Below are 26,252 nucleotides of genomic sequence, written 5' to 3'. Positions count from 1 at the left end.
GGAAAGCGTCCACCCAAGCCCCAGACACAATCCAATCCATGCCGCCGAAATCAAGGCAACGTCATGCCAGTTCATCGTCCGGCGCCCAGGGCGGCGCAGCTTGAATGTGTCCCGCGACGAAGGCATGGCCGTCTCCTTCGGAAAGCATGGGGGAAGGCTAGGGCAACCCTGCCGGAATTCACGGGCTCAGTTGTAAAGATTTGTTGCGGTGCGGATGGGCCACAGCCTCTTTGCGCCAACCAAAGAAAAAGCCCTCGGCCAGGGTAGTCGAGGGCTTGAAGTAGTGGTGGGCGAGTCGCGGAACCGCCCATGACGATGGTCGTATAGCCGCATGGGATGGCGCATCCCTCTAAATAGAGGTGTTGTGCCTGGACGACGACACCCGGTCAACGGATCGCGCCCTGGCGGGGCTTGCCCTAGTGAAGGCAAAGAAAAAGCCCTCGGCCAGGGTAGGCGAGGGCTTGAAATGGCGTTGGGCGTGTCGCAGTCCGCCCGGTCTTATCGTCGCCGTTGCCGGCACGGCGCGCATCCCCAATTCTGGGGATGAAAAAAAGCCCGCACGAATGCGGGCTGCGGGAAATGCCGAGAGGGGTCAACTCACGACACCTTGATTCTGGCCGGGAAGTGCTGCAACGAACACCCCCACATGGGTGAATGGCGTCACTGCTTCGACGCCGCGCCAGCCGGCAATCCGATGCAAATTGCGCATAACCTCGCGGTGGGGCGTGTGGAAGAATTGTTTCATTCTCTCCACCGCCTGAAGCACAATGACCGACCCCGTCGTCCACCTCAATGGTTCCCTGACCCCGCTGTCCGAAGCCCGCATTCCGGTCCTCGACCGCGGCTTTATTTTTGGCGATGGCATCTATGAGGTCATCCCGTACTACGGTGGCAAGCCGTTCCGCGGTGCACAGCATCTCGCGCGCCTGCACCGCAGCCTGGAGGCGATCGGGATACCCGACCCGCACAGCGCCGAGCAGTGGCAGGCACTGATCGGCGAAGTGGTCCGTGCCAACGGGATGTCGGACCAGATGATCTATATCCAGGTGACGCGCGGCGTAGCCCGGCGTACGCATGCCTTCCCCAAGGAAGTCGTGCCGACGGTGCTGATCATGACCAACCCGATGGCGCTGCCGCCCGCTCACATGCGCGAACAGGGCGTGGCCTGCGTGACGATGGAGGACCGGCGCTGGCTGAACTGCCAGATCAAGTCGACCTCGCTGCTGGGCAACGTAATGGCAGCGCAGCATGCCGCCGAGCACGGCGTGATCGAGGCGATCCAGTTCCGCGACGGCTGGCTGACCGAGGCCTCGTCGTCCAACGTCTGGGTGGTGCGCGATGGCCGCGTGCTGGCGCCGCCCAAGGACAACCTGATCCTGGAAGGCATCCGCTACGGCTTTATGGAAGAGGTTTGCGCGGCGCTGGAGATTCCGCTGGAAGCGCGCCGGATCGCCAGGGAGGACGTGTTCGGGGCGGACGAAGTGTTGCTGTCGTCGGCAAGCAAGGAGCTGCTGCCGGTGGTTACGATCGACGGGCGCACCGTCGGCGCCGGCGTGCCCGGACCGGTCTTCGCGCGGCTCTACTCGGCCTACCAGGCCGCGATCGCCGCACTTTGAACCACGCGGGCGCACCATGCTAGGATGCCAGCGCATGCATCGAGGAGTCAGTCATGGCCAAGCGCGAGCGTGGCCGGCGTGCCCTTCGGGACGAGGTCAGCCGGCGCATCCAGCAAATCTATGAAGTCGGCGAGGACGGCGCCAAAGTCCGCGTGCCCGCGCCGGTGCCGCATGCGCGCGATGCCCGCGGCCGCAACTGGGACATGAGCGGCTTTGGCAACGCAACCGGTTATGAGGCCAGCATCCGCGCGGTGGTCGACAAGGTGCGCGACGAGTTCGACCTGAACGAGTCGCTCGAGAACCGCGCGCCCAATCCGTTCGGCGACTGAGGCGGCTCACAGCGTAAGCGGCTATGGTCCGGGCGCCGGTTCCGGGCGGTCAAGCGTTCGGACGGAGGGCTGGGCTGCCGGCCGGCGGTCGCCAGTGGACTGATTATCGGTTGCTGCGACGCGGACTGAAAGATCAAGCAGCCGGGCTTCGCGGTGCTTCACGCAACACTTGCAATGGGGCCGGGTAAGGTCAGGTGCGGCCGGGTGCGGCCGGGTGCGGTGGGGTAGGCCGGGTAAGCCGGGTAAGCTGGGTAAGCTGGGTAAGGGCTCGGACCGTGTGCTAGAGTTTTCAGACACCTTTGTGTTACGGCACTTCCCGCAACGACGTTTCCAGAACGTTTCTCAAGGAGATGGATCATGGCGAGTGAAACCCGGCCGAACCTGAAAGCTTTCGTGCAGACCGCTCCCCAGGCTGGGCGCTATGTCTGGGTGATCGCGCTGGTCGACTTCGATGCGCGGCAGGTCCGGCGCGCCATCGTCTCGGATGACACCTTCACCACCGCGGACGCCGCGCGCGATGCCGGCGACGCTCAGCTCAAGGCGATGGCAGAGGATCACTGATGCCGCCGGCGTGCAGGCGAGTGTTGCGCGCCGGCATCTTTGTGATCCACCGAAACCCTTTCTTACATGGCGCCGCGGGGGGCGCGCGCTAGACTGTGCGCGTGTTCCTCCACGAGAAAGGGATTCCATGACACATCTCGCGCTCCGGCCGGTCCGGATTGTCTTGCTGGCGGCAATGCTGGGTTCCGGCCTCGCCTTCAGTGCGGCGTCGATCGCCCAGGTGTCGGTCAATATTGCCATCGGCGTGCCGCCGCCGGCGCCGATGTACGAGGCCATTCCCATCCCGCGCCCTGGCTATGTCTGGATGCCGGGCTACTGGGACTGGGACGACCACCACCATAAGCACGCGTGGAAGAAGGGCCGCTGGGAACGCGAGCGGCCGGGCTATGTCTATGAGTCGCCGCGCTGGATCCAGTCGCGCGATGGCTGGGTGCTGGTGCCGGGCCGCTGGGACCAGGGCGGCCACGGTGGCAAGGGCAATGGCAAGGGAGGCAAGAAGGACTACCACTGTCCGCCGGGCCACGCCAAGAAAGGCGAATGCTGAGGCGTGCGCCGGCGCCGCAAGGTGACGCCGGCCATGGTTGCCATGCTACGATCCCCGCCATGACTCCCGCGCCCGCAGGGTGCATCGGCAGTGGATCTGGAGGTAGCGATGGCAAGGCACGTCTTCACGCGCGCGCAGTATCTCGACATCCTCAATGACAGCCTGCGCAAGCATCCGGGCTGGCAGCCCGGCATGGCCTTCGTCTTCCTGCCGCCGGGTGCGGATGCCAGCCAGGCGACGGCGGTAGGCTGCACCGGCCCGATGGACGCCATCCCGGTCTACGCGGAAATCCAGCGCGTGGCGGCCGAGCTGATCGAAGTCAGCGACACGTAACGCGACTCGTCGCATGTTCCAGCGCGCGGTCGTTGCCGTGCCCGGCCGCAGCCTGCGCGTACAATGCCGGCCTCGACAGACTTTCGGAAATTGCCGTGAAGAAAACGGACCTGGAAAAGAACAAGGGCCTGAAGATCGCCAACAGCCTGAAACAGGCCTCGGCGGCCCGGGGCGGGATTCCTGGCGGCGCCGGGGCGCGGCCGGATCGCCGTGAACAGCGCCGGCTGGACCAGGAGCAGGGCCTGGTGCCGTTCGCGTGCAAGCTGGACGGCACGCTGGCGCGGCGCCTGCAGGCGCTGGCCGTCAATCATCCCGGTGGCATGACCGGCCTGCTCAATGAACTGCTGACGGGCGCGCTGCCGCCGGAGCAGGACCAGGCCTGATAAATGCGCGGCCGCGCAGGCGGCCGCAACGATCCGGCGGGGCCGGAAGCGGGTGGGTCAGTCCTCTTCCTCCTCGTCGAGGAATTCGCGGCGCAGCATCCAGTTGGCAATGGCTTCGTCGCAGACGCGCTTGAACTTCTGCTTGTCCGGCATCTTGTCGAACAACTGGAAGTTGACCAGTGCCATGCCGGCGTCGGTGATATAGAACATCCGGCGCGGATCGTCATGGTGGACGATGCGGCCGTCGATGGCGTCTTCCTCGCTCTCGGCCGGCATGTCTTCCAGCTCGACCACGCGGCAGGTAAAGCGCGGGCTGCGGGTATGGGTCAGATACTCGAACTCGTCGTGCATGACCTCGCCGCTCTTGCCGGCGATAACGGCGAAGCCCCAGATAAAGCGGGGCATCGGCAGATCGGACAGATCTTCAATCTCGTCCATGGTGTTCTCCCTGATTCAATCCCCGCATTATCGCCCGGAACGCCGTTGCCTCAAACGTCGGCGTCGGATCCGGCAATGATGCTTGCCCGCGGCTAGGGCCTTGCCTGGCAATTCGACAGCGCCGCCGCGGCGTTTTCCTGCTGCATCAGGTCGCGCAGCGTGCCGGTGTCGCCCTTGGTCCACCACTCGTAGCGCCCGCCGACATAGCGCGCGCCGGACGCCGCGACCGTGGTCACCGCCAGCACCGGCTTGCCGTCCAGGCGGAACACGGCGGCCTGGTTGTCGGCGCTGTTGAAGTAGCGCACGGTCAGCGTCTTGTCGCCGTCGCATTGGTAGCGCACGGTACGCACGTCGGTAAAGCGCACGCCGTCGATGCCGGGGGGCCGCGCGGCACTGGCGCTGCCAACGGCGGCCAGCCATGCAAGCAGCACCGCGCCGCGGATTGCGTTCAAGGTCGGGCGAGTCACGTCGGTGGGCCCTTTCTAGCGGTTTTGGCCAGCCAGTTCAGACGCGGGCGGCGGCGGCCGGTTCCTCGGGTTGCGCAGCGCCGCCCAGCATGTAGCCGGCGGCGAGCGCGCGGAAACTGTCGAGCTCGCGCGCCTGCCAGGCCTCGCTTTCCCCGAACTCTTCGGCCAGGATCGCGGCCACTGCCGGCGCGGCCTGCAGCGCAGCGCGCGCGTCGAGGAACAGCACGCGGTTGCGGCGCGCCAGCACGTCCTCGACGCGCCGTGCCAGTTCGTGCCGGGCCGCGAAACGGACATGCGCTTCGGTCAGGCCCGATGCCGCCGCCAGCACGCGGTCCTGGCCGGGCAGGGCGCGCAGCGTGGCCAGCTCGTTGCCGTAGTAGCGGTCCGGGGCGGGCGCATCCGCCAGCGGCAGTTCCGCCGGCAGTCCGGCGGCGCCGTGCAGCGGCAGGTCGCCGGTCACGCAGGGCGCGGCGCGCACCATCTGCCGCTGGATCGCGGTGTCGATCACGTCCTCCGCCATCTTGCGATAGGTGGTCCACTTGCCGCCGGTGACCGTGATCAGCCCCGCCTTAGAGACCAGGATCGTATGCTCGCGCGACAGCGACGCGGTGGAAGCTTCGCCGGTAGCCTTGACCAGTGGCCGCAGCCCGGCCCAGACGCTGGTGACGTCTGCGCGGGTGGGATCCTTGGCCAGGTAGCGCGACGCGGTCTCGAGGATGAAATCGACATCGTCGGCGCCGGCATCGGGCTCGAGCGGCAGGTCGCGCCGCGGCGTATCCGTGGTGCCGACAATGGTATGGCCGTTCCACGGCACCACGAACAGCACCCGGCCGTCGTCGGTCTTTGGAATCAGGATGGCGCTCTCGCCCGGCAGGAAGCTGCGCGGCAGCGTCAGGTGCACGCCCTGGCTCGGGGCCACCAGGGTGCGGGCATGGCCGTCCTCCATCTGGCGCACCGCGTCGACCCAGACCCCGGTGGCATTGATCACGCAATCGGCGCGCAGCCGGAAGGTGGCGTCGCCCAGCGCGTCCTGCACCGTGATGCCGCAGATCACGCCGCCTTGCTGGCTCAGGCCGGTCACGCGCATGTAGTTGACCGCGGTGCCGCCCACGTCGAACAGGGTGCGCATCAGCGCCACCGCCAGCCGCGCATCGTCGAACTGGCCGTCGAAGTACAGGTTGCCGCCACGCAGCGGGCGCCCGCTGACGTGCTCGGCCAGGTTGGGGACGGCGGCCAGCACCTCCTGGTGGTTCAGCCAGCGGCTGCCGGCCAGGTTGAGGTTGCCGGCGAGCAGGTCGTAGACCTTCAGGCCGATGCCGTAGAAGGGCTGGTCGAACATCTGGTACGCCGGCACCACGAAGCCCAGCGGCCACACCAGGTGCGGCGCGTTGCGCGCGAGCAGGCCGCGCTCGTGCAAGGCTTCGCGCACCAGGCCGATATTGCCCTGGGCCAGGTAGCGCACGCCGCCGTGTACGAGCTTGGTGGCCTTGCTCGAGGTGCCCTTGGCAAAATCGGCGGCTTCGACCAGCAGCGTGCGGTAGCCGCGCGAGGCGGCATCGACCGCGGTGCCGAGGCCGGTGGCGCCGCCGCCGATGACGATGACATCCCAGCGCGGTTCGCGCTCCAGGGTGGAAAGCAGGGCGGCCCGGCTGGGGGGCTGGGTCGGGGGCTGGGTCGGGGTGGAGGCTTTCTGCATGGCGCTTGGTTCGGGGTGTGTACGGTCTTGGCGGAGCGTTGGGGGCGGCCGGCGTTCAGCCGGCGGCGCCGGCTTCGTCCTCGCGCGCCCAGTCGCGGGCGCGCTCGACGGCGCGGTGCCAGCGCGCCAGCCGGTGACCGCGTTCGTCAGCCGACAGGTTGGGCTCGAAGCGCTGCTCCACCTGCCATTGCTGCGCGATCTGCGCGGGGTCGCTCCAGTAGCCGGTGGCCAGGCCGGCGAGGTAGGCTGCGCCCAGCGCGGTGGTCTCGGTCACGCGCGGACGGACCACCGAGGTGCCGAGCAGGTCCGCCTGCATCTGCATCAGCAGGTCGCTGCGCGAGGCGCCGCCGTCCACGCGCAGCTCGGCCAGCGCGATGCCGGCGTCCTTCTGCATGGCTTCCAGCACGTCGACACTCTGCAACGCGATCGATTCCAGCGCCGCGCGCGCCAGCTGCGGCCGGCCGGTGCCGCGTGTCATGCCGACCAGCGTGCCGCGCGCGAAGGCGTCCCAGTGCGGGGCGCCAAGGCCGGCAAAAGCAGGCACCAGCACCACGCCGCCGGTGTCGTCGCACTGGCGTGCGAGTGGCTCAACTTCGGGCGCGCTGTTGATGATCTTCAGGCCGTCGCGCAGCCACTGGATGGTGGCGCCGCCCATGAAGACGCCGCCCTCCAGGCAATACTGGGTTTGCCCGCCCAATTGCCAGCCGATGGTGGTCAGCAGCCGGTTGTGCGATGCCACCGGTTCGGTGCCGGTATTCATCAGCAGGAAGCAGCCCGTGCCATAGGTGTTCTTGGCCATGCCGGGCGACAGGCAGGCCTGGCCGAAGGTGGCCGCCTGCTGGTCGCCCGCGATGCCCGCGATCGGGATCTCGACGCCGAACAGCCGCGCCGCGGTGCGCGCCACCTCGCCGCTGGACGGCACTACCTCGGGCAGCAGCGCGTGCGGGATGTCGAGCAGCGCCAGCAGCGCGTCGTCCCACTCGAAGCGGTGGATATTGAACAGCATCGTGCGCGAGGCGTTAGACACGTCCGTGACGTGGCGCGCGCCGTCGGTCAGCTGCCAGATCAACCAGCTGTCGACCGTGCCGAACGCCAGCTCGCCGCGCTGCGCGCGTTCGCGGGCACCTTCGATGTTGTCGAGCATCCAGCGCAGCTTGGTGCCGGAGAAATACGCATCGATGACCAGCCCGGTCTTCTCGCGGAACAGCTCGCCATGGCCGGCGTCCTGCAGCGCCTCGCACATCGGCGCGGTGCGGCGGTCCTGCCAGACCAGTGCGCGCCCGACCGGCTCGCCGGTCTTGCGGTCCCACAGCACCGTGGTTTCGCGCTGGTTGGTGATGCCGATGGCGCGCACCTGCGTGGCGGAGATGCCGGCATCGGCCAGCACTTCGTGCGCTACCGCCAGCTGCGACTGCCAGATTTCATACGGATCGTGCTCGACATGGCCCGGATGTGGGTAGTATTGGCGGAACTCGCGCTGCGCCAGCCGCACCACGCTGCCGGCGTGGTCGAACAGGATCGCGCGCGAGCTGCTGGTGCCCTGGTCGAGCGCCAGAACAAAGTGCGGCTCGGAAGCGTGCCGGCCTGGGCCGGCGTGCTGCGCCTGGGCTTGCGTTGCTGCCTGGTTCATGCGTTCAATCCTGAAAATGACAAGATGCGCCGGCCCGGCCGGCGCCCCGATCTGACATGGCCGACATCTTTTCCCTGCCGCCCGCGGTGCCGTCCGGCGTTCCGTCTGGAATTCCGTCCGGCGATGGCGCCGACGCCAGCCACATGGCACGCATCGCCGCCTCGCTGGCGGCGCGCACCCGCTTCGATCCTGCCAGCAAGCTGCGCCTGATGGTGGGCGGCCAGCAGGTCGGCTGGCTGCCCCGGGCGCATGCCGCGATCCTGCGCGGCATGGGTTGCATCCTCGGCCCGGAGGAGGGCGCCGCGGATGGCACCGCCGCGGCGGCATTGCTGCCGGGACGCTCCGGCTTCGAAGTGCTGAGCGCCGCGCTGGCCGCGCTCGCGCACCAGCTGGCCGAGGCCGGGCACGTGCGCGGCTGGCGCCATGAACTGTTCGCGGTCACCCCGGCGCTGGACGCGCCCGCGCTGGCGGCGGTCGAGCGCGCGGCGGCGCGCTTCCTGGGTTTGCTGACCTTTGCCTCGCACATGAACGGGATCGTTGACATGGCCGATACCGGCGCCGGCCCCGTGCTGTGGATCTCGCGGCGCAGCCCCGGCAAATCGGTCGACCCCGGCATGTGGGACAACCTGGTCGCCGGCGGCATGCCGCACGGCAGCGACCCGCTCGCCACGCTGGTGCGCGAGTGCGAGGAAGAGTCCGGCATCCCGCCGGCGCTGGCCGGGCGCGTGCAGCCGCACGGCATGGTCGAGGTGCTGCGCGACCTGCCCGAAGGCGTGCAGTGGGAACAGGTCTACATCTATGACCTGATGCTGCCGCCGGGATTCGTCCCGAGCAACCAGGACGGCGAGGTCAGCGAACACAAGCGCGTGGGGCTGGCCGCATTGCTTGATATCATGTCGAGCGGCGCCATGACGGTCGACGCCACGCTGGTGACGCTGGATGCCCTTCGCCGGCGCGGCTGGCCGGGCACCGAAGACCGTCGCGCCTGAGCGTGCGCAGCGGGCCTGGCCCGCGCTTTCACGGCTTTCACTGGCTTCGCGGCCTTGATGGCCCTTGGGCTCGCGCACCGGCTCGCGCACCGGCTCGTACACCGCGCCCCTCCGACAGAACCACACACCATGAGCACCACCGGATTCATCCTGACCCTTTCGTGCCCCGACCAGCCGGGCATCGTCCACGCCGTCTCGGGCCTGCTGTTCCAGCACGGCTGCAATATCGTCGATTCGGACCAGTACGGTGACGCGTACACCGGCCGCTTCTTCATGCGGGTGCACTTCAGCGCGGCCGCCGGCGGCCCGGACCTGGGCACGCTGAAGGCAGCGTTCGCGCCGGTGGGCGACCAGTTCGGCATGCAGTGGGAGCTGAACGACGCCTCTGTCAAGCCGCGCGTGATGATCATGGTGTCCAAGATCGGCCACTGCCTGAACGACCTGCTGTTCCGCGCCAAGGTGGGCGGCCTGCCGGTCGAGATCGCGGCAATTGTGTCCAATCACCGCGACTTCTACCAACTGGCGGCGTCGTACGACGTGCCGTTCTTCCACCTGCCGCTGATGAACGCCTCGGCCGAGCAGAAGGCCGCGCAGGAGGCGCGCGTGTTCGACGTGGTGCAGGAGCAGAAGATCGACCTGGTGGTGCTGGCGCGCTACATGCAGGTGCTGTCCGACGACCTGTGCCGCAAGCTCGCCGGCCGCGCCATCAATATCCATCACTCGTTCCTGCCCAGCTTCAAGGGCGCCAAGCCTTATTACCAGGCGCACGACCGCGGCGTGAAGCTGATCGGCGCGACCGCGCACTACGTCACCGCCGACCTGGACGAGGGCCCGATCATCGAGCAGGAAATCGAGCGCGTCGATCACAGCATGGACCCGGACCAGCTCACCGCCGTGGGCCGCGACGTGGAGTGCGTGGCGCTGGCCCGGGCGGTCAAGTGGCACGCCGAACGCCGCATCCTGCTGAACGGCCACAAGACCGTCGTCTTCAAGTAAGCCTCGATTTCCCAGGGGGTTTGCTCCCCTCTGCCGCGTGCGGGAGAGGGAACGGGGGGGAGGGCAGGCGCGTCGCAATGCCGACGCAGCATGCACCGTCCCGCCCCCCGCCCTCAACGCCAGCCCCGCTCCCGCCAGCGCGGCAGCGGCAGCCGGACATCCGGCACGCTCACTCCCGCTCCGCCACCACACACTTCACCCCACTGTCGGCCAGGATCCGGTCGAACGGTGCCGCCAGCGGCTCATCGGTGAACAGCCGGTCGACCTGCGACACATGCGCGAGCTCCACCATGGCCTGGCGGTTGAACTTGCTGGTATCCGCCGCCAGCCAGACCTCGCGTGAATGCTCGATGATGGTCCGCGCCACCTTGACCTCGCGGAAGTCGTAGTCGCGCAGCGTGCCATCCGTCTCGATGCCCGAGATGCCGATCAGGCCGATATCCACCTTGAACTGCCGGATGAACTCGACCGTGGCCTCGCCGACGATGCCGCGGTCGCGCGAGCGCAGCACGCCGCCGGCGACGATGACCTCGCAGTCGGGGTTGTCCGCCAGGATATTGGCCACGTTCAGGTTATTGGTGATCACGCGCAGCCCGCGGTGCTGCATCAGCTCGCGCGCGATCTCTTCCACCGTGGTGCCGATGTTCAGGATCAGCGAGCAGCCCTCCGGCACCGCCGCCGCCACCGCGCGCGCAATGCGCGCCTTGCCCTCGGCATTCAGCACCTGACGCTGCCGGTAGGCAATGTTCTCGGTGGTGGAGCCCTCCACCCGCACCCCGCCGTGGAAGCGCGCCAGCATGCCGTTTTCGGCCAGCAGGTTGACGTCTCGCCGCACCGTCTGCAGCGTGACGCCGAACTTGCGCGCAAGTTCGTCGATGGAGGCAAAGCCATGGCTGCGGACTTCTTCGAGCAGGGCGGTCTGGCGTGGATTGAGCGTCATGCCGGGATTCTAGTTCAAACAGAAACGAAAACAAATGATGCGGTGCACACTTGTTTTCTGTTCGTTTTATTACTAAAACGGTCGAAAGCCAAGAACTGTGCGCCTGCATCGCGCGGAAAGTGGTGATGCGAAAAGCATATCGAACATGGAGACCGGATGCAGCTGAGTTTGGAGGCCGTGGCGCAGCACGCAGGTTCGCAGGCGTATCTCTATCCGATGACGCTGGCGCCGGTTCCCGGCGCGGTGACCATCCTGCTGGGCGCTACCCAGGCGGGCAAGACTTCGCTGATGCGCGTGATGGCGGGGCTCGACCGGCCCAGCGCCGGCCGCGTGCTGGTCGACGGCCACGATGTCACCGGCGTGCCGGTGCGCGAGCGCAACGTGTCGATGGTCTACCAGCAGTTCATCAACTACCCGTCGCTCAAGGTCTTCGACAACATTGCCTCTCCGCTGCGCTTGCGGCTGCGGCTGCGTCGCGATGGCGCCGCCGGCGCCGACATTGCCGCGCGCGTGCGCGAGCTGGCGGCGCGGCTGCATATCGACCACCTGCTCGACCGCTACCCGTCTGAGCTGTCGGGCGGCCAGCAGCAGCGCGTGGCGCTGGCGCGCGCGCTGGCCAAGGAAGCGCCGCTGATGCTGCTGGACGAGCCGCTGGTCAACCTGGATTACAAGCTGCGCGAGGAACTGCGCGAAGAGCTGTCGCAGCTGTTCGCGCATGGCGATGCGACCGTGGTCTACGCCACCACCGAACCCGGCGAGGCGCTGCTGCTGGGCGGCCATACGGCCGTGCTCGATGCCGGCGAGCTGCTGCAGTATGGGCCGACCGCCGACGTCTTCCACTATCCCGATTCGCTGCGCGTGGCGCGCGCCTTCAACGATCCGCCGATGAACCTGGTACCGGGCACGCTCAACGGCGGCTGGGTCACGCTTGCCGGCGGCATCTCGGTGCCGGTGTCCGGCGCCGGCGGCGCCGGCGGAGGTGAGGGACCCGTCACCGTGGGCGTGCGCGCGTCGGCGCTGCGCCTGGCAGGCGAACCGGGCGCGGTCGCGGTACCGGGGCACGTGGCGCTGGCCGAGCTGTCGGGCTCGGACACCTTTATCCATGCCGATACGCCGGTGGGCAACCTGGTGGCGCAGTTCGCCGGCGTGCTCGACCTGCGGCTGGGCGAACCGGTGTCCTTGCACCTGTTGCCTGACCAGATCTACCTGTTCGACGCGGCCGGCCGGCGCATCCATGCGCCGCGGCGGCCCGGCGGGCTGGCCGCGGGGGTGCCGGGCGATGTGCCGGGCGGGGCGGCAGCCGGTGCCGCGGCGGCGGCGGGGGGCTGACGATGGCACGCATCGACCTGGACCTTGCGCACTCTTACCTGCCGCATCCGCGCAACGATGACGACTACGCATTGCTGCCGCTGAAGTTCACCTTCGAGGACGGCGGCGCCTATGCGCTGCTGGGCCCGTCAGGCTGCGGCAAGACCACGCTGCTGAACTGCATTTCCGGGCTGCTGCGGCCTTCGCACGGCACCATTGCCTTCGACGGACGCGACGTCACGGGCGCCACGCCGCAGGCGCGCAATATTGCACAGGTGTTCCAGTTCCCGGTGATCTACGACACCATGACCGTCGGCGAGAACCTGGCCTTCCCGCTGCGCAACCGCGGCGTGCCGGAGGCGCAGGTGCGCGAGCGCGTGGGACGCGTGGCCGAGATGCTGGAGCTGTCGGCCACGCTGGACCGCCGCGCCAGCGGCCTCGCCGCCGACGCCAAGCAGAAGATTTCCTTGGGCCGCGGACTGGTACGGCACGACGTCTCGGCGATCCTGTTCGACGAGCCGCTGACGGTGATCGACCCGCAGCTGAAATGGCAGCTGCGGCGCAAGCTCAAGGAAATCCACCACGAATTCGGCCTGACGCTGATCTACGTCACCCACGACCAGACCGAGGCGCTGACCTTTGCCGACCAGGTGGTGGTGATGTCGCGCGGCAAGGCGGTGCAGGTGGGGCCTGCCGATGCGCTGTTCGAGCGGCCTGCACACACCTTCGTCGGGCATTTCATCGGCTCGCCCGGCATGAACTTCCTGCCGGGCCAGTGGCGCGACGACGCCATCGAGGTGGCAGGCCGGCGCTACACGCCGGCGCTGGCGCCATCGGTGGCTGCGGCCTTGCGCGCGGCGGGCAGCTTCCGCATCGGCGTGCGGCCCGAGTACCTGCAACTGGCACCGGAGCGCGAGGAGCGCCCTATGCAGGCAGTGCCGATACAGGTGCAGCGCGCGCAGGACATCGGCACCTACTGGCTGGTGACCGGCAGCGTGCAGGAAGCGGGCGCGCAGGCTGCAACGCTGCGTGCCCGCCTGGGGGCCGAGGCGGCCGCCTTGCGCGCCGGCGACACGGCCTGGCTGTCGGTGTTCAACAGCCATACCTGCTACTACGTCAACGAGGAGCTGGTGTCATGAAGCCCGTCAACCAGAAGGCCTGGCTGCTGGTATTGCCGGTGGTGGCATGCGTGGCGTTCTCGGCGATCCTGCCGCTGATGACCATCGTCAACTACTCGGTGCAGGACATCATCTCGCCCGAGCGGCGCGTGTTTGTCGGCACCGAATGGTTCCGCACCGTGCTGCGTGACGGCGAACTGCACGACGCGCTGCTGCGCCAGCTTGGCTTCTCGCTGGCGGTGCTGCTGGTGGAGATCCCGCTCGGCATCCTGCTGGCGCTGTCGATGCCGGCCAAAGGCTGGAAGGCGTCGGCGGCGCTGGTGATCATCGCGCTGTCGCTGCTGATCCCGTGGAATGTGGTCGGCACCATCTGGCAGATCTTCGGGCGCACCGATATCGGCCTGCTCGGTGCCGCGCTCGAGGCGATGGGTTTCGACTACAACTACACCGGCAGCGCCTTCGATGCCTGGGTCACGGTGCTGGTGATGGATGTCTGGCACTGGACGCCGCTGGTGGCGCTGCTCTGCTACGCGGGCCTGCGCGCGATTCCCGATGCCTACTACCAGGCCGCGCAGATCGATGGCGCCTCGCGGCTGGCGGTGTTCCGCCACATCCAGCTGCCCAAGCTGCGCGGGGTGCTGATGATCGCGGTGCTGCTGCGCTTCATGGACAGCTTCATGATCTATACCGAGCCCTTCGTGCTGACCGGCGGCGGTCCCGGCAACGCCACCACCTTCCTGTCGCAATACCTGACGCAGAAGGCCGTGGGCCAGTTCGACCTTGGCCCCGCGGCGGCGTTTTCCATCGTCTACTTCCTGATCATCCTGCTCCTGTGCTTCATCCTCTATAACTGGATGCAGCGCGCGGGCACCGCCGGCAGCGAGGACATGCCCCATGGCTGAAATCCGCACCCAGGCCACCACCACGACTTGGTGGCGCGCCGGTTTCCTGCTGGTCTACCTGCTGTTCGCCATCGTGCCGATCTACTGGATGGTGAACATGTCGTTCAAGACCAACGAGGAAATCGTCTCCACGCTGTCGCTGTGGCCGGCCGACTTCACGCTGGAGCACTACAAGACCATCTTCACCGATTCGTCGTGGTACTCCGGCTACCTCAATTCGATGATCTACGTGGCGATGAACACGGTGATCTCGATCGTGGTCGCGCTGCCGGCGGCATACGCGTTTTCGCGCTACCAGTTCATCGGCGACAAGCATGTGTTCTTCTGGCTGCTGACCAACCGCATGACACCGCCCGCGGTGTTCCTGCTGCCGTTCTTCCAGCTGTACAGCACCATCGGCCTGATGGACACGCACCTGGGCGTGGCGCTGGCCCACCTGGTCTTCAACGTGCCGCTGGCGGTGTGGATCCTGGAGGGCTTCATGTCGGGCGTGCCGCGCGAAATCGACGAGACCGCCTACGTCGACGGCTATTCCTTCCCGCGCTTCTTCCTGACCATCTTCCTGCCGCTGATCAAGGCTGGCGTGGGCGTGGCGGCGTTCTTCTGCTTCATGTTCAGCTGGGTGGAGCTGCTGCTGGCGCGCACGCTGACCTCGGTCAACGCCAAGCCGATCGTGGCCACCATGACGCGCACGGTGTCGGCATCGGGCATGGACTGGGGCGTGCTGGCCGCGGCCGGCGTGCTGACCATCGTGCCAGGCGGCATCGTGATCTGGTTTGTGCGGCACTACATCGCGAAGGGCTTCGCGATGGGGCGCGTATAGGACGCAGGTAAAAAGCGCGCGCACTCAAGACAAGGAGACATGGCAATGCTGAGCTGGATGGTGTGGACGACACCGGTCGCGGTGTTCTTCGCCTGCATCGTAGTCATGCTGATCGGCATGACCGTCCTGGAAATCCGTTCGCCTTCGGTGCTGCGCAAGGGCTTCCTGCCAATCGCCACCACCCGCGGCGACCGGCTGTTCATCGGCCTGATGTGCGCGGCGTGGGTCAACCTGGCATGGGTCGGGCTGGGCGAGAAGCTCACCGCGTGGCTGTCCCTGGCCGAGGAACCGTCTGTCTGGATCAGCTTCGGCGTATCGATGCTGGTGCTGGCGCTGATCCTGCGCAAGGGCTGAACGGGCCCATCGGGGCCAGCAGTTTCCGCTTCGATGGGAGATAACGGTATAGCGGCTTATCCCTGCCCCGGGGCCGCCACCCAGACCATAGCCGGGGAGGGGAATTCATGAGGAGACACCGATGAAAGTGCACGTGAAGTTGGGGATGACAGCCCTTGCCTGCGCGGCTGCGCTGGCTTGCGGTACCTCCGCCCTGGCGGGCGAGGCGGAAGCGAAGAAGTGGATCGACAATGAGTTCCAGCCCTCGTCGCTATCCAAGGACAAGCAGCAGGCGGAAATGAAGTGGTTTATCGACGCCGCCGCCAGGCTCAAGGCCAAGGGTGTTACGCAGATCAGCGTGGTGTCCGAGACCATCACCACGCATGAGTACGAGTCCAAGACACTGGCCAAGGCCTTCGAGGAAATCACCGGGATCAAGGTCAACCATGATTTGATCCAGGAAGGCGACGTGGTCGAGAAACTGCAGACCTCGATGCAGTCCGGCAAGTCGATCTACGACGGCTGGATTTCCGATTCGGACCTGATCGGCACGCACTATCGCTATGGCTCGATCCTGCCGCTGACCGACTACATGAACGGCGCTGGCAAGGAGTGGACCAACCCGGGCCTGGACGTGAAGGACTTCATCGGCACCAAGTTCACCACCGCGCCGGACGGCAAGCTGTACCAGCTGCCCGACCAGCAGTTCGCCAACCTCTACTGGTTCCGCGCCGACTGGTTCGCGCGCAAGGACCTGCAGGACAAATTCAAGGCCAAGTACGGCTACGACCTGGGCGTGCCGACCAACTGGTCCGCCTATGAAGACATCGCCAACTTCTTCACCAACGACGTCAAGGAGATCGACGGCAAGAAGGTCTACGGCCACATGGACTACGGCAAGAAAGATCCCTCGCTCGGCTGGCGCTTCACGGATGCCTGGCTGTCGATGGCGGGTACCGCCGACAAGGGCCTGCCCAACGGCATGCCGGTCGACGAGTGGGGCATCCGCGTGGCCGAGGACAAGTGCACGCCGGTCGGCGCCTCGGTCGCGCGCGGCGGCGCCACCAACAGCCCCGCGGCCGTCTATGCGCTGACCAAGTACATCGACTGGATGAAGAAATACGCTCCGCCGCAGGCGATGGGCATGACCTTCTCCGAGGCCGGGCCGGTGCCGGCGCAAGGGCAGGTGGCGCAGCAGATCTTCTGGTACACGGCCTTTACCGCGGACATGACCAAGAAGGGCCTGCCGGTGGTCAATGGCGACGGCTCGCCCAAGTGGCGCATGGCGCCGTCGCCTTACGGCCCGTACTGGAAGCAGGGCATGCAGAACGGCTACCAGGACGTGGGCTCGTGGACCTTCTTCAAGAACACCGATCCCAACAAGCTCGCCGGCGCGTGGCTGTACGCACAGTTCGTCACCTCGAAGACGGTATCGCTGAAGAAGTCGCTGACCGGGCTGACCTTTATCCGCGACAGCGACATCAACCACGACTACCTGACCAAGAACGCGGCCAAGTACGGCGGCCTGATCGAGTTCTACCGCAGCCCGGCGCGCGTGGCCTGGACGCCGACCGGTACCAACGTGCCCGACTATCCCAAGCTGGCGCAACTGTGGTGGAAGAACGTGGCCACCGCGGTGACCGGCGAGAAAACCCCGCAGGCCGCCATGGACACGCTCGCCGACGAGATGGACCAGGTGATGGCACGGCTGCAGCGCGCCGGCATGAGCAATTGCGCGCCCAAGCTCAACCCGAAGGGCGACCCGGCCAAGTGGCTGTCGAGCGACCACGCGCCATGGAAAAAGCTGGCCAACGAGAAGCCGAAGGGCGAGACCATCCCCTACGACAAGCTGCTGCAGGCATGGAAGGAGGGCAAGGTGCGCTGACCAGCGGCGCCGGCTGGCCGCAAGGCCTGCCTCCCGGCGCGCTGTCACCAGCAACGGGCTCCTGGTGCGCCCGTTTTTTTATCCGTCAGGCCGGCAAGCCGGCAGGCTCCTGGGACGGCGCCGATACCACCATGGAGTCGGGGTTGTCCGCAGGGGTGCAATCGCGCTGGGCAGCATAGCGCGCCTTGCCGTGCCGCTTGGCCTCGTACAGCGCCATGTCCGCGTGCATGAACAGCTCGCTGACGGTCATGGCCTGGCGCCCCTGATGCAGCGCCGAACCGACGCTGGCCGTGGCCGACAGCGAATGCCCGTCGATCACCAGCGGCATGCGCGCGGACTGCACGATGGCGTTGGCAACCGAATCCATCGCGCCGCAGTCGGATACACCGTCAAGGATCACCGCAAACTCGTCGCCGCCGATGCGCGCGACCGCGTCGCCCTTGCGCACGCAGGCGCGCAGGCGCTGCGCGAACGCCACCAGCAGGCGGTCGCCGACCGGATGGCCGTAGTTGTCGTTGACCGCCTTGAAGTCGTCCAGGTCCACCAGCAGCAGGGCCAGCGCGCGGCCGCCGGCACTCGTGCGCGCCATGCATTCCGCCAGGCGCCGGTCGAAGCCCTTGCGGTTAAGCAGGCCGGTCAGATGGTCGGAGACGGTCTGGGCCTCCAGATTGCGCAGCTTCTGGCGCTCGTGCGTCACATTGCGCGCGAACATATGGAGCCCGACCACGGTGTCCTGGGCATCGTTCCAGGCCGGCTGGTAGGTGACTTCCATGCACTCGTTGCCATCCGGGCTTTCGCGCGTGAATGTCACCGCGCTGCCGGCGAAGGCCTGCTCGAGGTATGGCTGGCAGGCCATGTATTCGTGAGTGCCCCACAACTCGCGCAAGGACAGCCCGACGATCTGCTGCGCCGGCACTCCGTAATGCTGCGCGTAGGCCTGGTTGGCGAAGGCGTAGCGCTGTTGCCGGTCGATGAAGGAGACGAAGTCCGGCACGTGGTTGGCGATGGCCTCGATGCGCTTTTCGCTCTCGGCGGCGCGGTCCTTGGCGGCCTGCAGCGCGGCCTCGCGCTCGGACAGCTGCGCCACCACCTCGGCAAAACTGGTGGCAAGCTCGCCGATCTCGTCGGCCCGGCCGGTGGGAAGATCCGCCAGCGCCGAGGGGGTGGTGGCAATCTGGCGCACGGCGCGGTGCAGCCGCTGCAGCGGCGCCAGCAGCCGGCGCATCACCAGCCACATCAGCGCGGCGGCGAACAGCAGCGATAGCCCGGCAATGACCATCGTGCGCTGGCGCACATCGACCAGCACGCCGTAGGCCTCGGCCGCTGGCAGCACGGCCACCACCTGCCAGCCGTTGGACTGCAGCAGGTGGCGCGCCACGATGGGCTGCGTCGGCCGGACCACTTCCAGCATCGAGGCGGGACGTTCGGCGCCGCAGGCCTCGTCGACCGCGCGCGCCGGCGTCAGCACGCGGCTGGGGTCGGGATGCATGGCGTAGCGCGGACTGGCGCCGGCCGACACCAGGCAGAAGCTGCCGGTATCGCCGACCCGGCTGTGCGCCAGCTCGCGCAGGAAATTGCTGGCCGACAGGTTCAGCACGCCGCCGACCACGCCGCGCAATTCGCCGTTGGGCCCGAGCAGCGGCACGGCCAGCACCATGCCCGGTGCGTTGGTCAGCTTGCCCTGGATCAGGTCCGACACCGCCAGCGGCTGGCCGCGCAGGACATCACGGAAATAGTCGCGGTCGTCCACCCGCAGGCGCACGTTGTCCGGCACGGCGGTGCTGAACACCAGCTGGCCGTCAGGAGCGGCAAGGAAGATGCCGTTGAACTGGTCCGGCATGTCGACCATGCCTTCGGCGGCACGTCGCAGCTCCGCCGGCCTGGCTGCGAGCATCGGCGACAGCTGCCGGGCTACACGGCGCAACGTCGCGGCCCGGCTTTGCACCTTTTCGTCCAGTTGCTCCGCCACCAGTTCGACCAGCGTGTCCTGCTGTTGCTGCCGCAGGTGCTTGAGGCTGTCGTAGGCGTAGTACTGGGCGTACAGGGCGCGCAGCACGATGATCAGCGTCACCACACCCGCCGTGGCGAACGCCATCCGGTACTTCAAAGAGTGCTGCATGATTGACGTCTTTCTTGTGCGCACTGACCCGTGTCCCGGTCCGGGGCTTATCTTGCCTGCCTCGCCCATTGCCGAGCCACGCGTTCAAGATTAGCAGATGTCAAGGGAGAATTCGAAACTGTTTGCAACAGATCAGGGGTTGTTGCAGGTGTGCGGAAAGGCGCGATTGAGGGTGCATCTTGCGCCTCGCAGGAGTGAGGCGCAGCAGGCGCAAAAGAAAAAAGCCAGCGCGAGGCTGGCTTTTCCTGAATGCTGGTGGGTGGTACAGGGATTGAACCTGTGACCCCTGCCGTGTGAATCGGAATCATTGCCCTTAATTTACAACAGGTTAGCAAAAAGGCCTTTGCGAAACAAGAGTTTACGTTGGCGCTCGTTAGCAGGTGGGGTTCAAGTTAGCTTTTCGTATGTGGCGCAATTGTGGCATGCCGCATTCCCCTCACTTCCATGCCATATGCGCTTGTTCGCCGTAGCAACCGAGCTGAAAGAGAGAGTCGCCAGGGGACACAGAAATTTCACTTTACAGAATTCTATAATTCGAATATTTTCGAAAAATGGAAACCGACCACGCCCTTGAAGCGCTCGCCGCGCTCGCCCATTCGATACGCCTGTCCGTGTTCCGGCTACTGGTGCAGGCCGGTCCCGCGGGACTTCCCGCCGGCCGGATTGCCGAGTTGATGGCAATGCCGGCGTCCTCCCTCTCCTTTCATCTGAAGGAGTTGCACCGCGCCAAGCTGCTATCCAGTAGGCAGGACGGTCGTTCAATTATTTACATGGCTCATTTCGAGACCATGAACGGATTGCTGGGTTACCTCACGGAGAACTGCTGCAGCGGCAATCCGTGCTCGCCTGTGTCCACCTGTTCCGTCGCCTTGGAGCCCAAATCATGAAGCGCTTCCACGTTCACGTCAGCGTCGCCGATCTCTCTGCCAGTATTCGCTACTACTCGGCCCTCTTCGCAGCCGAGCCAACGGTCGTGAAAGTGGACTATGCGAAGTGGATGCTGGAGGATCCCCGCGTGAACTTCGCCATCTCGGCCCGTGGCGCGGAGACTGGCGTCGACCACCTCGGATTTCAGACAGACGACGCGGCCGAACTGGCCGAACTGAAGCAGCGAGCCGAAGCAGCCGACATGGCGTTGCTCGACGAAGGTGAGACCACCTGCTGCTATGCGAAAAGCGAGAAGTACTGGGTCACGGACCCCCAAGGCATCGCGTGGGAGCACTTCCATACCTTGGGCAATGTGCCGGTGTACGGCGAATCCCGAAAAGTCGACGCTGCTGGCCAGGAGTCGGCCTGTTGCGCCCCCCGAGCTCCGAAGGGCAAGCCGATCGGCATTGCGGTCAACGCCAAGCCTTCCTGCTGCTAAGGGTCCGTCATGAACGAAAAGACCTACAACGTGCTGTTCATCTGCACCGGCAATTCGGCACGCTCGATCTTGTCGGAAGGGTTGATGAACCATCTGGGCAAGGGGAGCTTCCGCGCCTATTCGGCCGGCAGTCATCCGACTGGCGTAGTCAATCCCCTCGCACTGGCGGCACTAGCTCGCCACGGGCTGGACACGACCACCTTTCGCAGCAAGAGCTGGGATGAGTTCTCACAAGACGGGGCGCCGAAACTCGATTTTGTCTTCACGGTGTGTGACAAGGCAGCGGGCGAAGTTTGTCCGGTATGGCCAGGCCAGCCGATGACAGCGCACTGGGGCGTCCCCGACCCGGCTGCCTGTGAGGGTACCGAGGCCCAGAAGCAGCAAGCCATCAACGACGCAACCATTACGCTCAAGCGCCGTATCGAATTGTTCCTGTCATTGCCGCTTCCGAAGCTGGACGCCGTCGCACTTCAGAAGGCTGTTAAGGACATCGGGAAACAGTGATACGCATTCCCTCCGCATCTGACTATTTCGTAGCGCCCCATGACCACCAACGTACTGATTTTGTGTACCCACAACTCGGCCCGCAGTGTGCTGAGCGAAGGAATGTTGAACCATCTGGCCAAGCAGTTTGGCCGCGATGTGCGCGCCTATAGCGCCGGAAGCTCGCCCAGCGGACGCATCAATCCGTTCGCCATCGAGGTGCTTGGCAATGCTGGCGTCGACGTCAGCGACTTCCGCAGCAAGAGCTGGGATGAATTTGTCGGCGAGAATGCCCCTGAGATGCGGGTGGTCATCACCGTGTGCGACAGTGCCGCCGCAGAGGCGTGCCCGTATTGGCCGGGCAGCCCGGTGAAGGTGCATTGGGGCTACCCTGACCCGTCGAACACGGAAGGCGGCGACGACAAGAAGCGGCAGGCTTTCGAGCTGACCCGGCAGGCCATCGGCTACCGCATGCTGCAACTGCTGACGCTGCCGCTGGACACGCTGAGCAATGCGGAACTGCAGGACCACCTTAACCGTATCTCGCAAAGCTGAGCGTCATGGTCGATCTGCGTAACAGACTGGGCGCCGAAGCCTTGGGAACGGCGCTGCTGCTGGCCATCGTTATCGGCTCGGGCATCATGGCAGAGCGGCTTGCCGGCGGCAATGTCGCCGTCGCCCTGCTGGCCAACACGGCGGCCACGGTCGGTGGCTTGTACATCTTGATTGAAGTCTTTGGCCCGATCAGCGGCGCGCACTTCAATCCAGCCGTCAGCGCGGTCATGGTGGCGCGAGGTGAACTGCCTGGCGCGGCGCTGCTGCCATACATCGCCGCCCAGCTCGTAGGCGCGGTGCTGGGGGCTTGGCTCGCCCATGCCATGTTTGACATGACGATCCTGCAGCTTTCCACCAAGGTCCGCAGCGGTCCGGGGCAATGGATTGCTGAAACCGTTGCGACCGCCGGCCTGCTTTTGGTGATTCTGCGCGCCCCGAACGGGCGCGCCTCTGCCATGGTGGCGGCCTATATCGGCTCGGCATACTGGTTCACCGCATCCACCTCGTTTGCCAATCCCGCAGCCGCGTTCGGGCGCATGTTCAGCGACAGCTTTGCGGGCATCGCACCGGCGAGCGTGCCGGGATTCATGCTGGCGCAATGTCTCGGCGCGGCCATCGGGCTGGGGCTGCATCGGCTGCTTGAGCCGCGTGCGTTACCCCACGGCCACCCAAATGTCATCGAAGCCTCCGGCGAGCACCAGGCAGACTGACGCTGACCGGAACCGGGGCGCCACTCTTGCCGCCTTGGTTGGAGTCCTTTCAACTGCCTGCAACCAGATACCAACTGAACCCGGGAAACCATGTCCGTCACCATCTATCACAACCCCGCCTGCGGCACATCGCGCAACACACTGGCCATGATCCGCAATGCGGGTATCGCGCCGAATGTCATCGAATATCCGAGCACGCCGCCTGACCGACAGACGTTGCAACAGATGATTAGCCTTGCGGGCCTCACAGTTCGTGAAGCCATCCGCGAAAAGGGTACGCCCTACGCCGAACTGGGCTTGTCCGACCCGGCCCTGACCGATGAGCAGTTGCTCGAAGCGATGCTGGCCCATCCGATCCTGATCAACCGGCCGTTCGTCATCACAGAGCGGGGCGTGCGGCTGTGCCGGCCATCGGAACTCGTGCTCGACATCCTGCCCTCGCCACAGCAAGGTGCCTTCACCAAGGAGGATGGCGAAGCCGTCATCGACGCGCAAGGCCGGAGGGTCAAATGACCATGGCGCTGCCTAACGTTATCCCGGCCGTGCTCGATACCCCGGACCTGAACAAGCTGGAACCGGTGCGCGTCAGCACGCATCCACCGCGCATCCTGCTGCTCTATGGCTCGCTGCGCGAAACGTCTTATAGCCGGCTGCTGGTGCAGGAAGCCGAGCGGATCCTGCAGCATTTCGGCGCGGAGACGCGCGTGTTCGATCCGCATGACCTTCCGGTGTGCGACAGTGTTCCCGCCGATCACCCCAAAGTGGTTGAACTGCGCAAGCTCTCGGAGTGGTCGGAAGGCCAAGTGTGGTGCAGTCCCGAGCGGCACGGCACGCTGACCGCGGTTTTCAAGAACCAGATCGACTGGCTGCCCCTGGAGATCGGATCCATCCGACCGACTCAGGGTCGCACGCTCGCGGTGATGCAGGTCTGCGGCGGCTCGCAGTCGTTCAACGCGGTCAACGCGCTACGCGTGCTGGGGCGCTGGATGCGCATGGTGACGATTCCCAATCAGTCATCGGTAGCCAAGGCATACCAGGAGTTCGACACGAACGGCCGCATGAAGCCGTCCTCCTACTATGACCGGGTGGTCGACGTCATGGAGGAACTGTACAAGTTCACTCTGCTGGTGCGTGATCGCAGCGACTATCTGACGGACCGCTATAGCGAACGCAAGGAAGCGGCGCCTGCGAACGTCGCCGCGCTCGCCGCGGCCGCCATGAGCCATGAACGGGACGCGCAGGTCACCGACACAGATAGCGGCGAAGTCGAATAAAAAACGGACGGGATGGCCATGGAGCCAACGAGTCGTGTGATTGCCAGCCAATCTCAGCACGCCTAACAGTACGGCCACGGACCCGCCACCCGCAAAGACTGCGTCCTCCCAGGCTCCTAAGGATGGCGTGCCCTCTCAGCGGCTTGCCTCGTTCACACTCGCCTTTGTCTTCGCCGCCACCTGGTTCATTAGCACCGCCATGGCGGCGCTCCTGCCGCGATTGCTGCAGGCAGGTGGTGCGACACTCGCAACTGCCGTGATGGTCGGTGCGCTGATCGGCCCCGCTCAGGTGGGTGCCCGGATATTGGAGTTCGGGCTGCTGCGCAAGATCCACCCGCTGCTTTCGGCCCGCATCGCTGCTGCGCTTCACCCTGCGGGTGCCATCGCGTTCGGCATTGTTGGGGCTGCTCTGGCGCAATGACCGCAAGCTTGCCCGACTCTTGCAGCGAGCCCGGCTCAAGTACCCCCAGGCCGCCATCGAAGACCTCGATGCCCGCCCCGGACGGGGCATTGATCGCAACCATCGCCGATGCGATTCTCGATCGACTGATGCACCGCATTCACCGCATCACGCTGGCCGGCGACTCAATGAGAAAGACTGCTCAAAAAACAAGCGCCACAGCCAGCGGCAACCCCACTGCCTAGCCTGGCAGAGTAGAATCCGTCCCCGCGCAACACCCTCAACCGATCACCGGTCACGATGCCGGAATTGCCGGTCACGACCAACCGGAAACCGCTGGGAAACAGCGGTCACGATAAAGCGGAATCCGCGGTCACGATGCCGGAATCAGCGGTCACATTCACCGGAATACGCACTCGGGCCAGTAAGGCGACCTCTTGGGTCGCGTGGAGGCGTTTCGAGCGCGGCAAGGAGTCGTTCCTATTCCCGTGTCCCAAGCGACGATTGCGCCCGCGGTTTTCGGCGGGCCGGCGAACCATCGACACGGCATTGTCAATGTGGATTCCCCATTCTTTGCCTGCCACATTGATTACATGGGAAATCAGGTTCAGGTCGCGGTTTGTTGTGGAGCCGGACACCTGCTTCAGTCGTTTGTCGCGCCATTCGGCGATGAGCTTGCCAGACAGGGCGGCAACCTTTACCTGTGCGAGTGGGTCGCGGAGCATCGCAGTGAGCCGATATCGTTCGGATTCGGCCCCTTTTTTCTGGCCGGACACCTCTTGTAGGTACCTTCGAATCAGATCGCCCAGGGTGTTTTTCTCAGCTTCGGTGCGATCAATGAAGACCCCGCGCTCGATCTCGGATTCGATTACCGTCGCCCATGCACGGGCGTCTGCCTTGGTGGAGAAGCTGCGGGAGAGGGTAGGCCAGCCTTTGCGCCGAATCTGGGCTTCCCAGTTCGAGCCCCGTTGCCGAATAGTCGCCATTCGTGGTCCTCACAAGTTTGCGTGTGGCAAATTTGTGGCAATCGGACCGATTCGAGGGAGGCCAGAAATCGCGGGGTTAGTGTGTCCTAACCCCAGAAATGAGAAAAGCCAGCACGAGGCTGGCTTTCCGTGTTCTGGTGGGTGGTACAGGGATTGAACCTGTGACCCCTGCCGTGTGAAGGCAGTGCTCTACCGCTGAGCTAACCACCCCTTTCTGCATCGTCGTTGCCGTCGTGCAGCGGAGAAATGAGATTATGCAGGGCTCCCTGTATCTTGTAAAGCCCTTTTCCCAACTTTTTGTTCAGGCGGCCATCGTGCCGGGTTCCTCGGCCGTGGCTTCCTGCCATACCGTCTTGCCGCCGCTGGCCTTGTCCAGGCCCTTGAGCAGATCGAAATGGGCTTCCAGTTCCGCCTCGGTGGCGCGCAGCACCGGCAGTACCAGCCGAGAGAGGTCGGCCGTAGCGGTGGCCCCGCCTGCGCCAGTGCCGCTTTCCATGGTGTCGATTACCAGCGAATCCTGGCCGCGGGTCATTGCCAGGTAGACCTCTGCCAGCAATTCCGCATCGAGCAATGCGCCGTGCAGCGTGCGGTGCGCGTTGCTGATCCCCAGCCGGTCGCACAGGGCGTCGAGGGAGTTGCGCTTGCCGGGGAACATCTGCCGCGCTTCGCGTAGCGTATCGATCACGTTGCCGACATGCTCGCGGAAGGGAGGCATGCCCAGCAGCTGGAATTCCATGTCGAGGAAGCCCAGGTCGAACTGCGCGTTGTGGATGATCAGCTCGGCATCTGCGACGAATTCGCGGATCTCGTGCACGACCTCGGCAAAGCGGGGTTTGTCCGCCAGGAACTCGACCGTGATGCCGTGGACGGCGATCGCACCTTCGTCGATGTCGCGCTCCGGGTTGACATAGAAGTGCAGGTGGCGCCCCGTCAGGCGGCGGTTAAGCAGCTCCACGCAGCCGATTTCGATCAGGCGGTCGCCGGTGGCGGCATTCAGGCCGGTGGTTTCGGTGTCGAGAACGATTTGTCGCATGGCGGGCATTCTAGCGGAGCGGCATTGCCCCGCGG

General features: G+C 65.8%; 31 protein-coding genes, 1 tRNA gene and 1 pseudogene. 23 read left to right on the top strand and 10 right to left on the bottom strand.

The window, feature by feature from the left end; translation table 11 throughout:
* Positions 1 to 592 precede the first annotated feature (592 nt).
* On the bottom strand, positions 593 to 745 hold the full coding sequence (locus AC5WJ1_RS11035; protein WP_165971517.1) for a hypothetical protein: 153 nt from the start codon (positions 743 to 745) through the stop codon (positions 593 to 595).
* A gap of 22 nt (positions 746 to 767) precedes the next feature.
* Between AC5WJ1_RS11035 and AC5WJ1_RS11030 the strand changes: the two genes are divergently transcribed.
* From AC5WJ1_RS11030 to AC5WJ1_RS11005, 6 genes are all read left to right on the top strand, one after another.
* Complete coding sequence (locus AC5WJ1_RS11030; protein WP_494476076.1) at positions 768 to 1,616, top strand: D-amino acid aminotransferase; 849 nt, start codon at positions 768 to 770, stop codon at positions 1,614 to 1,616.
* A 53-nt stretch (positions 1,617 to 1,669) separates the two neighbouring features.
* Entirely contained in the window at positions 1,670 to 1,945 is a 276-nt protein-coding gene (locus AC5WJ1_RS11025) for a hypothetical protein (RefSeq protein WP_135705551.1), read from the top strand.
* 357 nt (positions 1,946 to 2,302) lie between these two features.
* Complete coding sequence (locus tag AC5WJ1_RS11020; RefSeq protein ID WP_133096058.1) at positions 2,303 to 2,506, top strand: hypothetical protein; 204 nt, start codon at positions 2,303 to 2,305, stop codon at positions 2,504 to 2,506.
* Positions 2,507 to 2,633: 127 nt separating this feature from the next.
* Entirely contained in the window at positions 2,634 to 3,050 is a 417-nt protein-coding gene (locus AC5WJ1_RS11015; RefSeq protein ID WP_133096059.1) for a YXWGXW repeat-containing protein, read from the top strand.
* Positions 3,051 to 3,158: 108 nt separating this feature from the next.
* The gene (locus AC5WJ1_RS11010; RefSeq protein ID WP_029046345.1) at positions 3,159 to 3,383 is read left to right on the top strand and encodes a hypothetical protein; all 225 of its coding nucleotides are present in this window, start codon (positions 3,159 to 3,161) and stop codon (positions 3,381 to 3,383) included.
* 89 nt (positions 3,384 to 3,472) lie between these two features.
* Complete coding sequence (locus AC5WJ1_RS11005; RefSeq protein ID WP_167884615.1) at positions 3,473 to 3,766, top strand: hypothetical protein; 294 nt, start codon at positions 3,473 to 3,475, stop codon at positions 3,764 to 3,766.
* Between the two features lie 57 nt (positions 3,767 to 3,823).
* Here AC5WJ1_RS11005 and AC5WJ1_RS11000 read toward each other — a convergent pair whose 3' ends face one another.
* The 4 genes from AC5WJ1_RS11000 to glpK all read right to left on the bottom strand — a co-directional run bounded on the left by AC5WJ1_RS11000 (position 3,824) and on the right by glpK (position 7,997).
* On the bottom strand, positions 3,824 to 4,204 hold the full coding sequence (locus AC5WJ1_RS11000; RefSeq protein ID WP_133096061.1) for a hypothetical protein: 381 nt from the start codon (positions 4,202 to 4,204) through the stop codon (positions 3,824 to 3,826).
* Positions 4,205 to 4,296: 92 nt separating this feature from the next.
* Positions 4,297 to 4,656, bottom strand: coding sequence for an MliC family protein (locus tag AC5WJ1_RS10995; protein ID WP_218959749.1), 360 nt, complete (start codon positions 4,654 to 4,656; stop codon positions 4,297 to 4,299).
* 52 nt (positions 4,657 to 4,708) lie between these two features.
* Positions 4,709 to 6,367, bottom strand: a complete 1,659-nt coding sequence (locus tag AC5WJ1_RS10990) for a glycerol-3-phosphate dehydrogenase/oxidase (protein WP_135705548.1) — start codon at positions 6,365 to 6,367, stop codon at positions 4,709 to 4,711.
* A gap of 55 nt (positions 6,368 to 6,422) precedes the next feature.
* A complete protein-coding gene (glpK, locus tag AC5WJ1_RS10985; protein WP_135705547.1) occupies positions 6,423 to 7,997 on the bottom strand; it encodes a glycerol kinase GlpK in 1,575 nt (524 codons plus the stop codon).
* A 56-nt stretch (positions 7,998 to 8,053) separates the two neighbouring features.
* Here glpK and AC5WJ1_RS10980 point away from each other — a divergent pair, with 56 nt between their 5' ends.
* Together AC5WJ1_RS10980 and purU are read left to right on the top strand one after the other, a co-directional pair.
* Positions 8,054 to 8,986 (top strand): NUDIX hydrolase, encoded by a 933-nt coding sequence (locus AC5WJ1_RS10980; protein ID WP_494476075.1) that lies wholly within the window; start codon positions 8,054 to 8,056, stop codon positions 8,984 to 8,986.
* 129 nt (positions 8,987 to 9,115) lie between these two features.
* The gene (gene purU, locus AC5WJ1_RS10975) at positions 9,116 to 9,982 is read left to right on the top strand and encodes a formyltetrahydrofolate deformylase (RefSeq protein ID WP_063238204.1); all 867 of its coding nucleotides are present in this window, start codon (positions 9,116 to 9,118) and stop codon (positions 9,980 to 9,982) included.
* Positions 9,983 to 10,151: 169 nt separating this feature from the next.
* Here purU and AC5WJ1_RS10970 read toward each other — a convergent pair whose 3' ends face one another.
* Complete coding sequence (locus AC5WJ1_RS10970) at positions 10,152 to 10,922, bottom strand: DeoR/GlpR family DNA-binding transcription regulator (protein ID WP_133096065.1); 771 nt, start codon at positions 10,920 to 10,922, stop codon at positions 10,152 to 10,154.
* A gap of 156 nt (positions 10,923 to 11,078) precedes the next feature.
* Here AC5WJ1_RS10970 and AC5WJ1_RS10965 point away from each other — a divergent pair, with 156 nt between their 5' ends.
* The 6 genes from AC5WJ1_RS10965 (at position 11,079) to AC5WJ1_RS10940 (ending at position 17,291) form a co-directional block, all read left to right on the top strand.
* A complete protein-coding gene (locus AC5WJ1_RS10965) occupies positions 11,079 to 12,251 on the top strand; it encodes an ABC transporter ATP-binding protein (RefSeq protein WP_434033619.1) in 1,173 nt (390 codons plus the stop codon).
* A 2-nt stretch (positions 12,252 to 12,253) separates the two neighbouring features.
* Entirely contained in the window at positions 12,254 to 13,369 is a 1,116-nt protein-coding gene (locus tag AC5WJ1_RS10960) for an ABC transporter ATP-binding protein (protein ID WP_494476074.1), read from the top strand.
* Positions 13,366 to 14,250: a carbohydrate ABC transporter permease gene (locus AC5WJ1_RS10955; protein WP_494476073.1), complete on the top strand. Its 885-nt coding sequence runs from the start codon at positions 13,366 to 13,368 to the stop codon at positions 14,248 to 14,250. The genes AC5WJ1_RS10960 and AC5WJ1_RS10955 overlap by 4 nt, the downstream gene beginning before the upstream one ends.
* On the top strand, positions 14,243 to 15,073 hold the full coding sequence (locus AC5WJ1_RS10950; protein WP_133096069.1) for a carbohydrate ABC transporter permease: 831 nt from the start codon (positions 14,243 to 14,245) through the stop codon (positions 15,071 to 15,073). The genes AC5WJ1_RS10955 and AC5WJ1_RS10950 overlap by 8 nt, the downstream gene beginning before the upstream one ends.
* 45 nt (positions 15,074 to 15,118) lie before the next feature.
* Entirely contained in the window at positions 15,119 to 15,427 is a 309-nt protein-coding gene (locus tag AC5WJ1_RS10945) for a DUF2160 domain-containing protein (protein ID WP_133096129.1), read from the top strand.
* Between the two features lie 133 nt (positions 15,428 to 15,560).
* Positions 15,561 to 17,291 (top strand): ABC transporter substrate-binding protein, encoded by a 1,731-nt coding sequence (locus tag AC5WJ1_RS10940; protein WP_133096130.1) that lies wholly within the window; start codon positions 15,561 to 15,563, stop codon positions 17,289 to 17,291.
* An 85-nt stretch (positions 17,292 to 17,376) separates the two neighbouring features.
* Here the strand turns inward: AC5WJ1_RS10940 and AC5WJ1_RS10935 are convergent, their stop codons facing one another.
* Complete coding sequence (locus AC5WJ1_RS10935) at positions 17,377 to 19,410, bottom strand: sensor domain-containing diguanylate cyclase (RefSeq protein WP_135705544.1); 2,034 nt, start codon at positions 19,408 to 19,410, stop codon at positions 17,377 to 17,379.
* A 551-nt stretch (positions 19,411 to 19,961) separates the two neighbouring features.
* On the opposite strand from AC5WJ1_RS10935, the gene AC5WJ1_RS10930 reads away from it, so the two are divergent.
* The 9 genes and pseudogenes from AC5WJ1_RS10930 to AC5WJ1_RS10890 all read left to right on the top strand — a co-directional run bounded on the left by AC5WJ1_RS10930 (position 19,962) and on the right by AC5WJ1_RS10890 (position 24,443).
* A complete protein-coding gene (locus tag AC5WJ1_RS10930) occupies positions 19,962 to 20,297 on the top strand; it encodes an ArsR/SmtB family transcription factor (protein ID WP_135705543.1) in 336 nt (111 codons plus the stop codon).
* Positions 20,294 to 20,776: an ArsI/CadI family heavy metal resistance metalloenzyme gene (locus AC5WJ1_RS10925; protein ID WP_133096072.1), complete on the top strand. Its 483-nt coding sequence runs from the start codon at positions 20,294 to 20,296 to the stop codon at positions 20,774 to 20,776. Before AC5WJ1_RS10930 ends, AC5WJ1_RS10925 begins: the two co-directional genes overlap by 4 nt.
* A gap of 9 nt (positions 20,777 to 20,785) precedes the next feature.
* On the top strand, positions 20,786 to 21,280 hold the full coding sequence (locus AC5WJ1_RS10920; RefSeq protein ID WP_135705542.1) for an arsenate reductase ArsC: 495 nt from the start codon (positions 20,786 to 20,788) through the stop codon (positions 21,278 to 21,280).
* 39 nt (positions 21,281 to 21,319) lie between these two features.
* On the top strand, positions 21,320 to 21,814 hold the full coding sequence (locus AC5WJ1_RS10915; RefSeq protein ID WP_135705541.1) for an arsenate reductase ArsC: 495 nt from the start codon (positions 21,320 to 21,322) through the stop codon (positions 21,812 to 21,814).
* Between the two features lie 5 nt (positions 21,815 to 21,819).
* Positions 21,820 to 22,524 carry an aquaporin gene (locus AC5WJ1_RS10910; protein ID WP_133096075.1) on the top strand — a complete coding sequence of 235 codons (705 nt, stop codon included), beginning with the start codon at positions 21,820 to 21,822 and terminating at the stop codon, positions 22,522 to 22,524.
* A gap of 90 nt (positions 22,525 to 22,614) precedes the next feature.
* Positions 22,615 to 23,037, top strand: a complete 423-nt coding sequence (arsC, locus tag AC5WJ1_RS10905) for an arsenate reductase (glutaredoxin) (protein WP_135705540.1) — start codon at positions 22,615 to 22,617, stop codon at positions 23,035 to 23,037.
* Entirely contained in the window at positions 23,034 to 23,798 is a 765-nt protein-coding gene (gene arsH / locus AC5WJ1_RS10900) for an arsenical resistance protein ArsH (RefSeq protein WP_133096077.1), read from the top strand. Before arsC ends, arsH begins: the two co-directional genes overlap by 4 nt.
* Before the next feature lie 40 nt (positions 23,799 to 23,838).
* Positions 23,839 to 24,213, top strand: a pseudogene (locus AC5WJ1_RS10895) (MFS transporter); the annotation flags it as partial.
* 74 nt (positions 24,214 to 24,287) lie between these two features.
* Positions 24,288 to 24,443 (top strand): ATP-binding protein, encoded by a 156-nt coding sequence (locus AC5WJ1_RS10890; protein ID WP_431189918.1) that lies wholly within the window; start codon positions 24,288 to 24,290, stop codon positions 24,441 to 24,443.
* 105 nt (positions 24,444 to 24,548) lie between these two features.
* Here the strand turns inward: AC5WJ1_RS10890 and AC5WJ1_RS10885 are convergent, their stop codons facing one another.
* From AC5WJ1_RS10885 to dnaQ, 3 genes are all read right to left on the bottom strand, one after another.
* Entirely contained in the window at positions 24,549 to 25,184 is a 636-nt protein-coding gene (locus tag AC5WJ1_RS10885) for a site-specific integrase (protein WP_135705539.1), read from the bottom strand.
* Positions 25,185 to 25,319: 135 nt separating this feature from the next.
* A tRNA-Val gene (locus AC5WJ1_RS10880) sits at positions 25,320 to 25,394 on the bottom strand.
* Between the two features lie 91 nt (positions 25,395 to 25,485).
* Entirely contained in the window at positions 25,486 to 26,217 is a 732-nt protein-coding gene (gene dnaQ / locus AC5WJ1_RS10875) for a DNA polymerase III subunit epsilon (protein ID WP_133096078.1), read from the bottom strand.
* Positions 26,218 to 26,252 lie beyond the last annotated feature (35 nt).

It is taken from the genome of Cupriavidus sp. MEYA8 (assembly GCF_059278825.1).
Note: the sequence above shows the minus strand (reverse complement) of the source record. Positions and strands in the feature narration are given on the sequence as shown.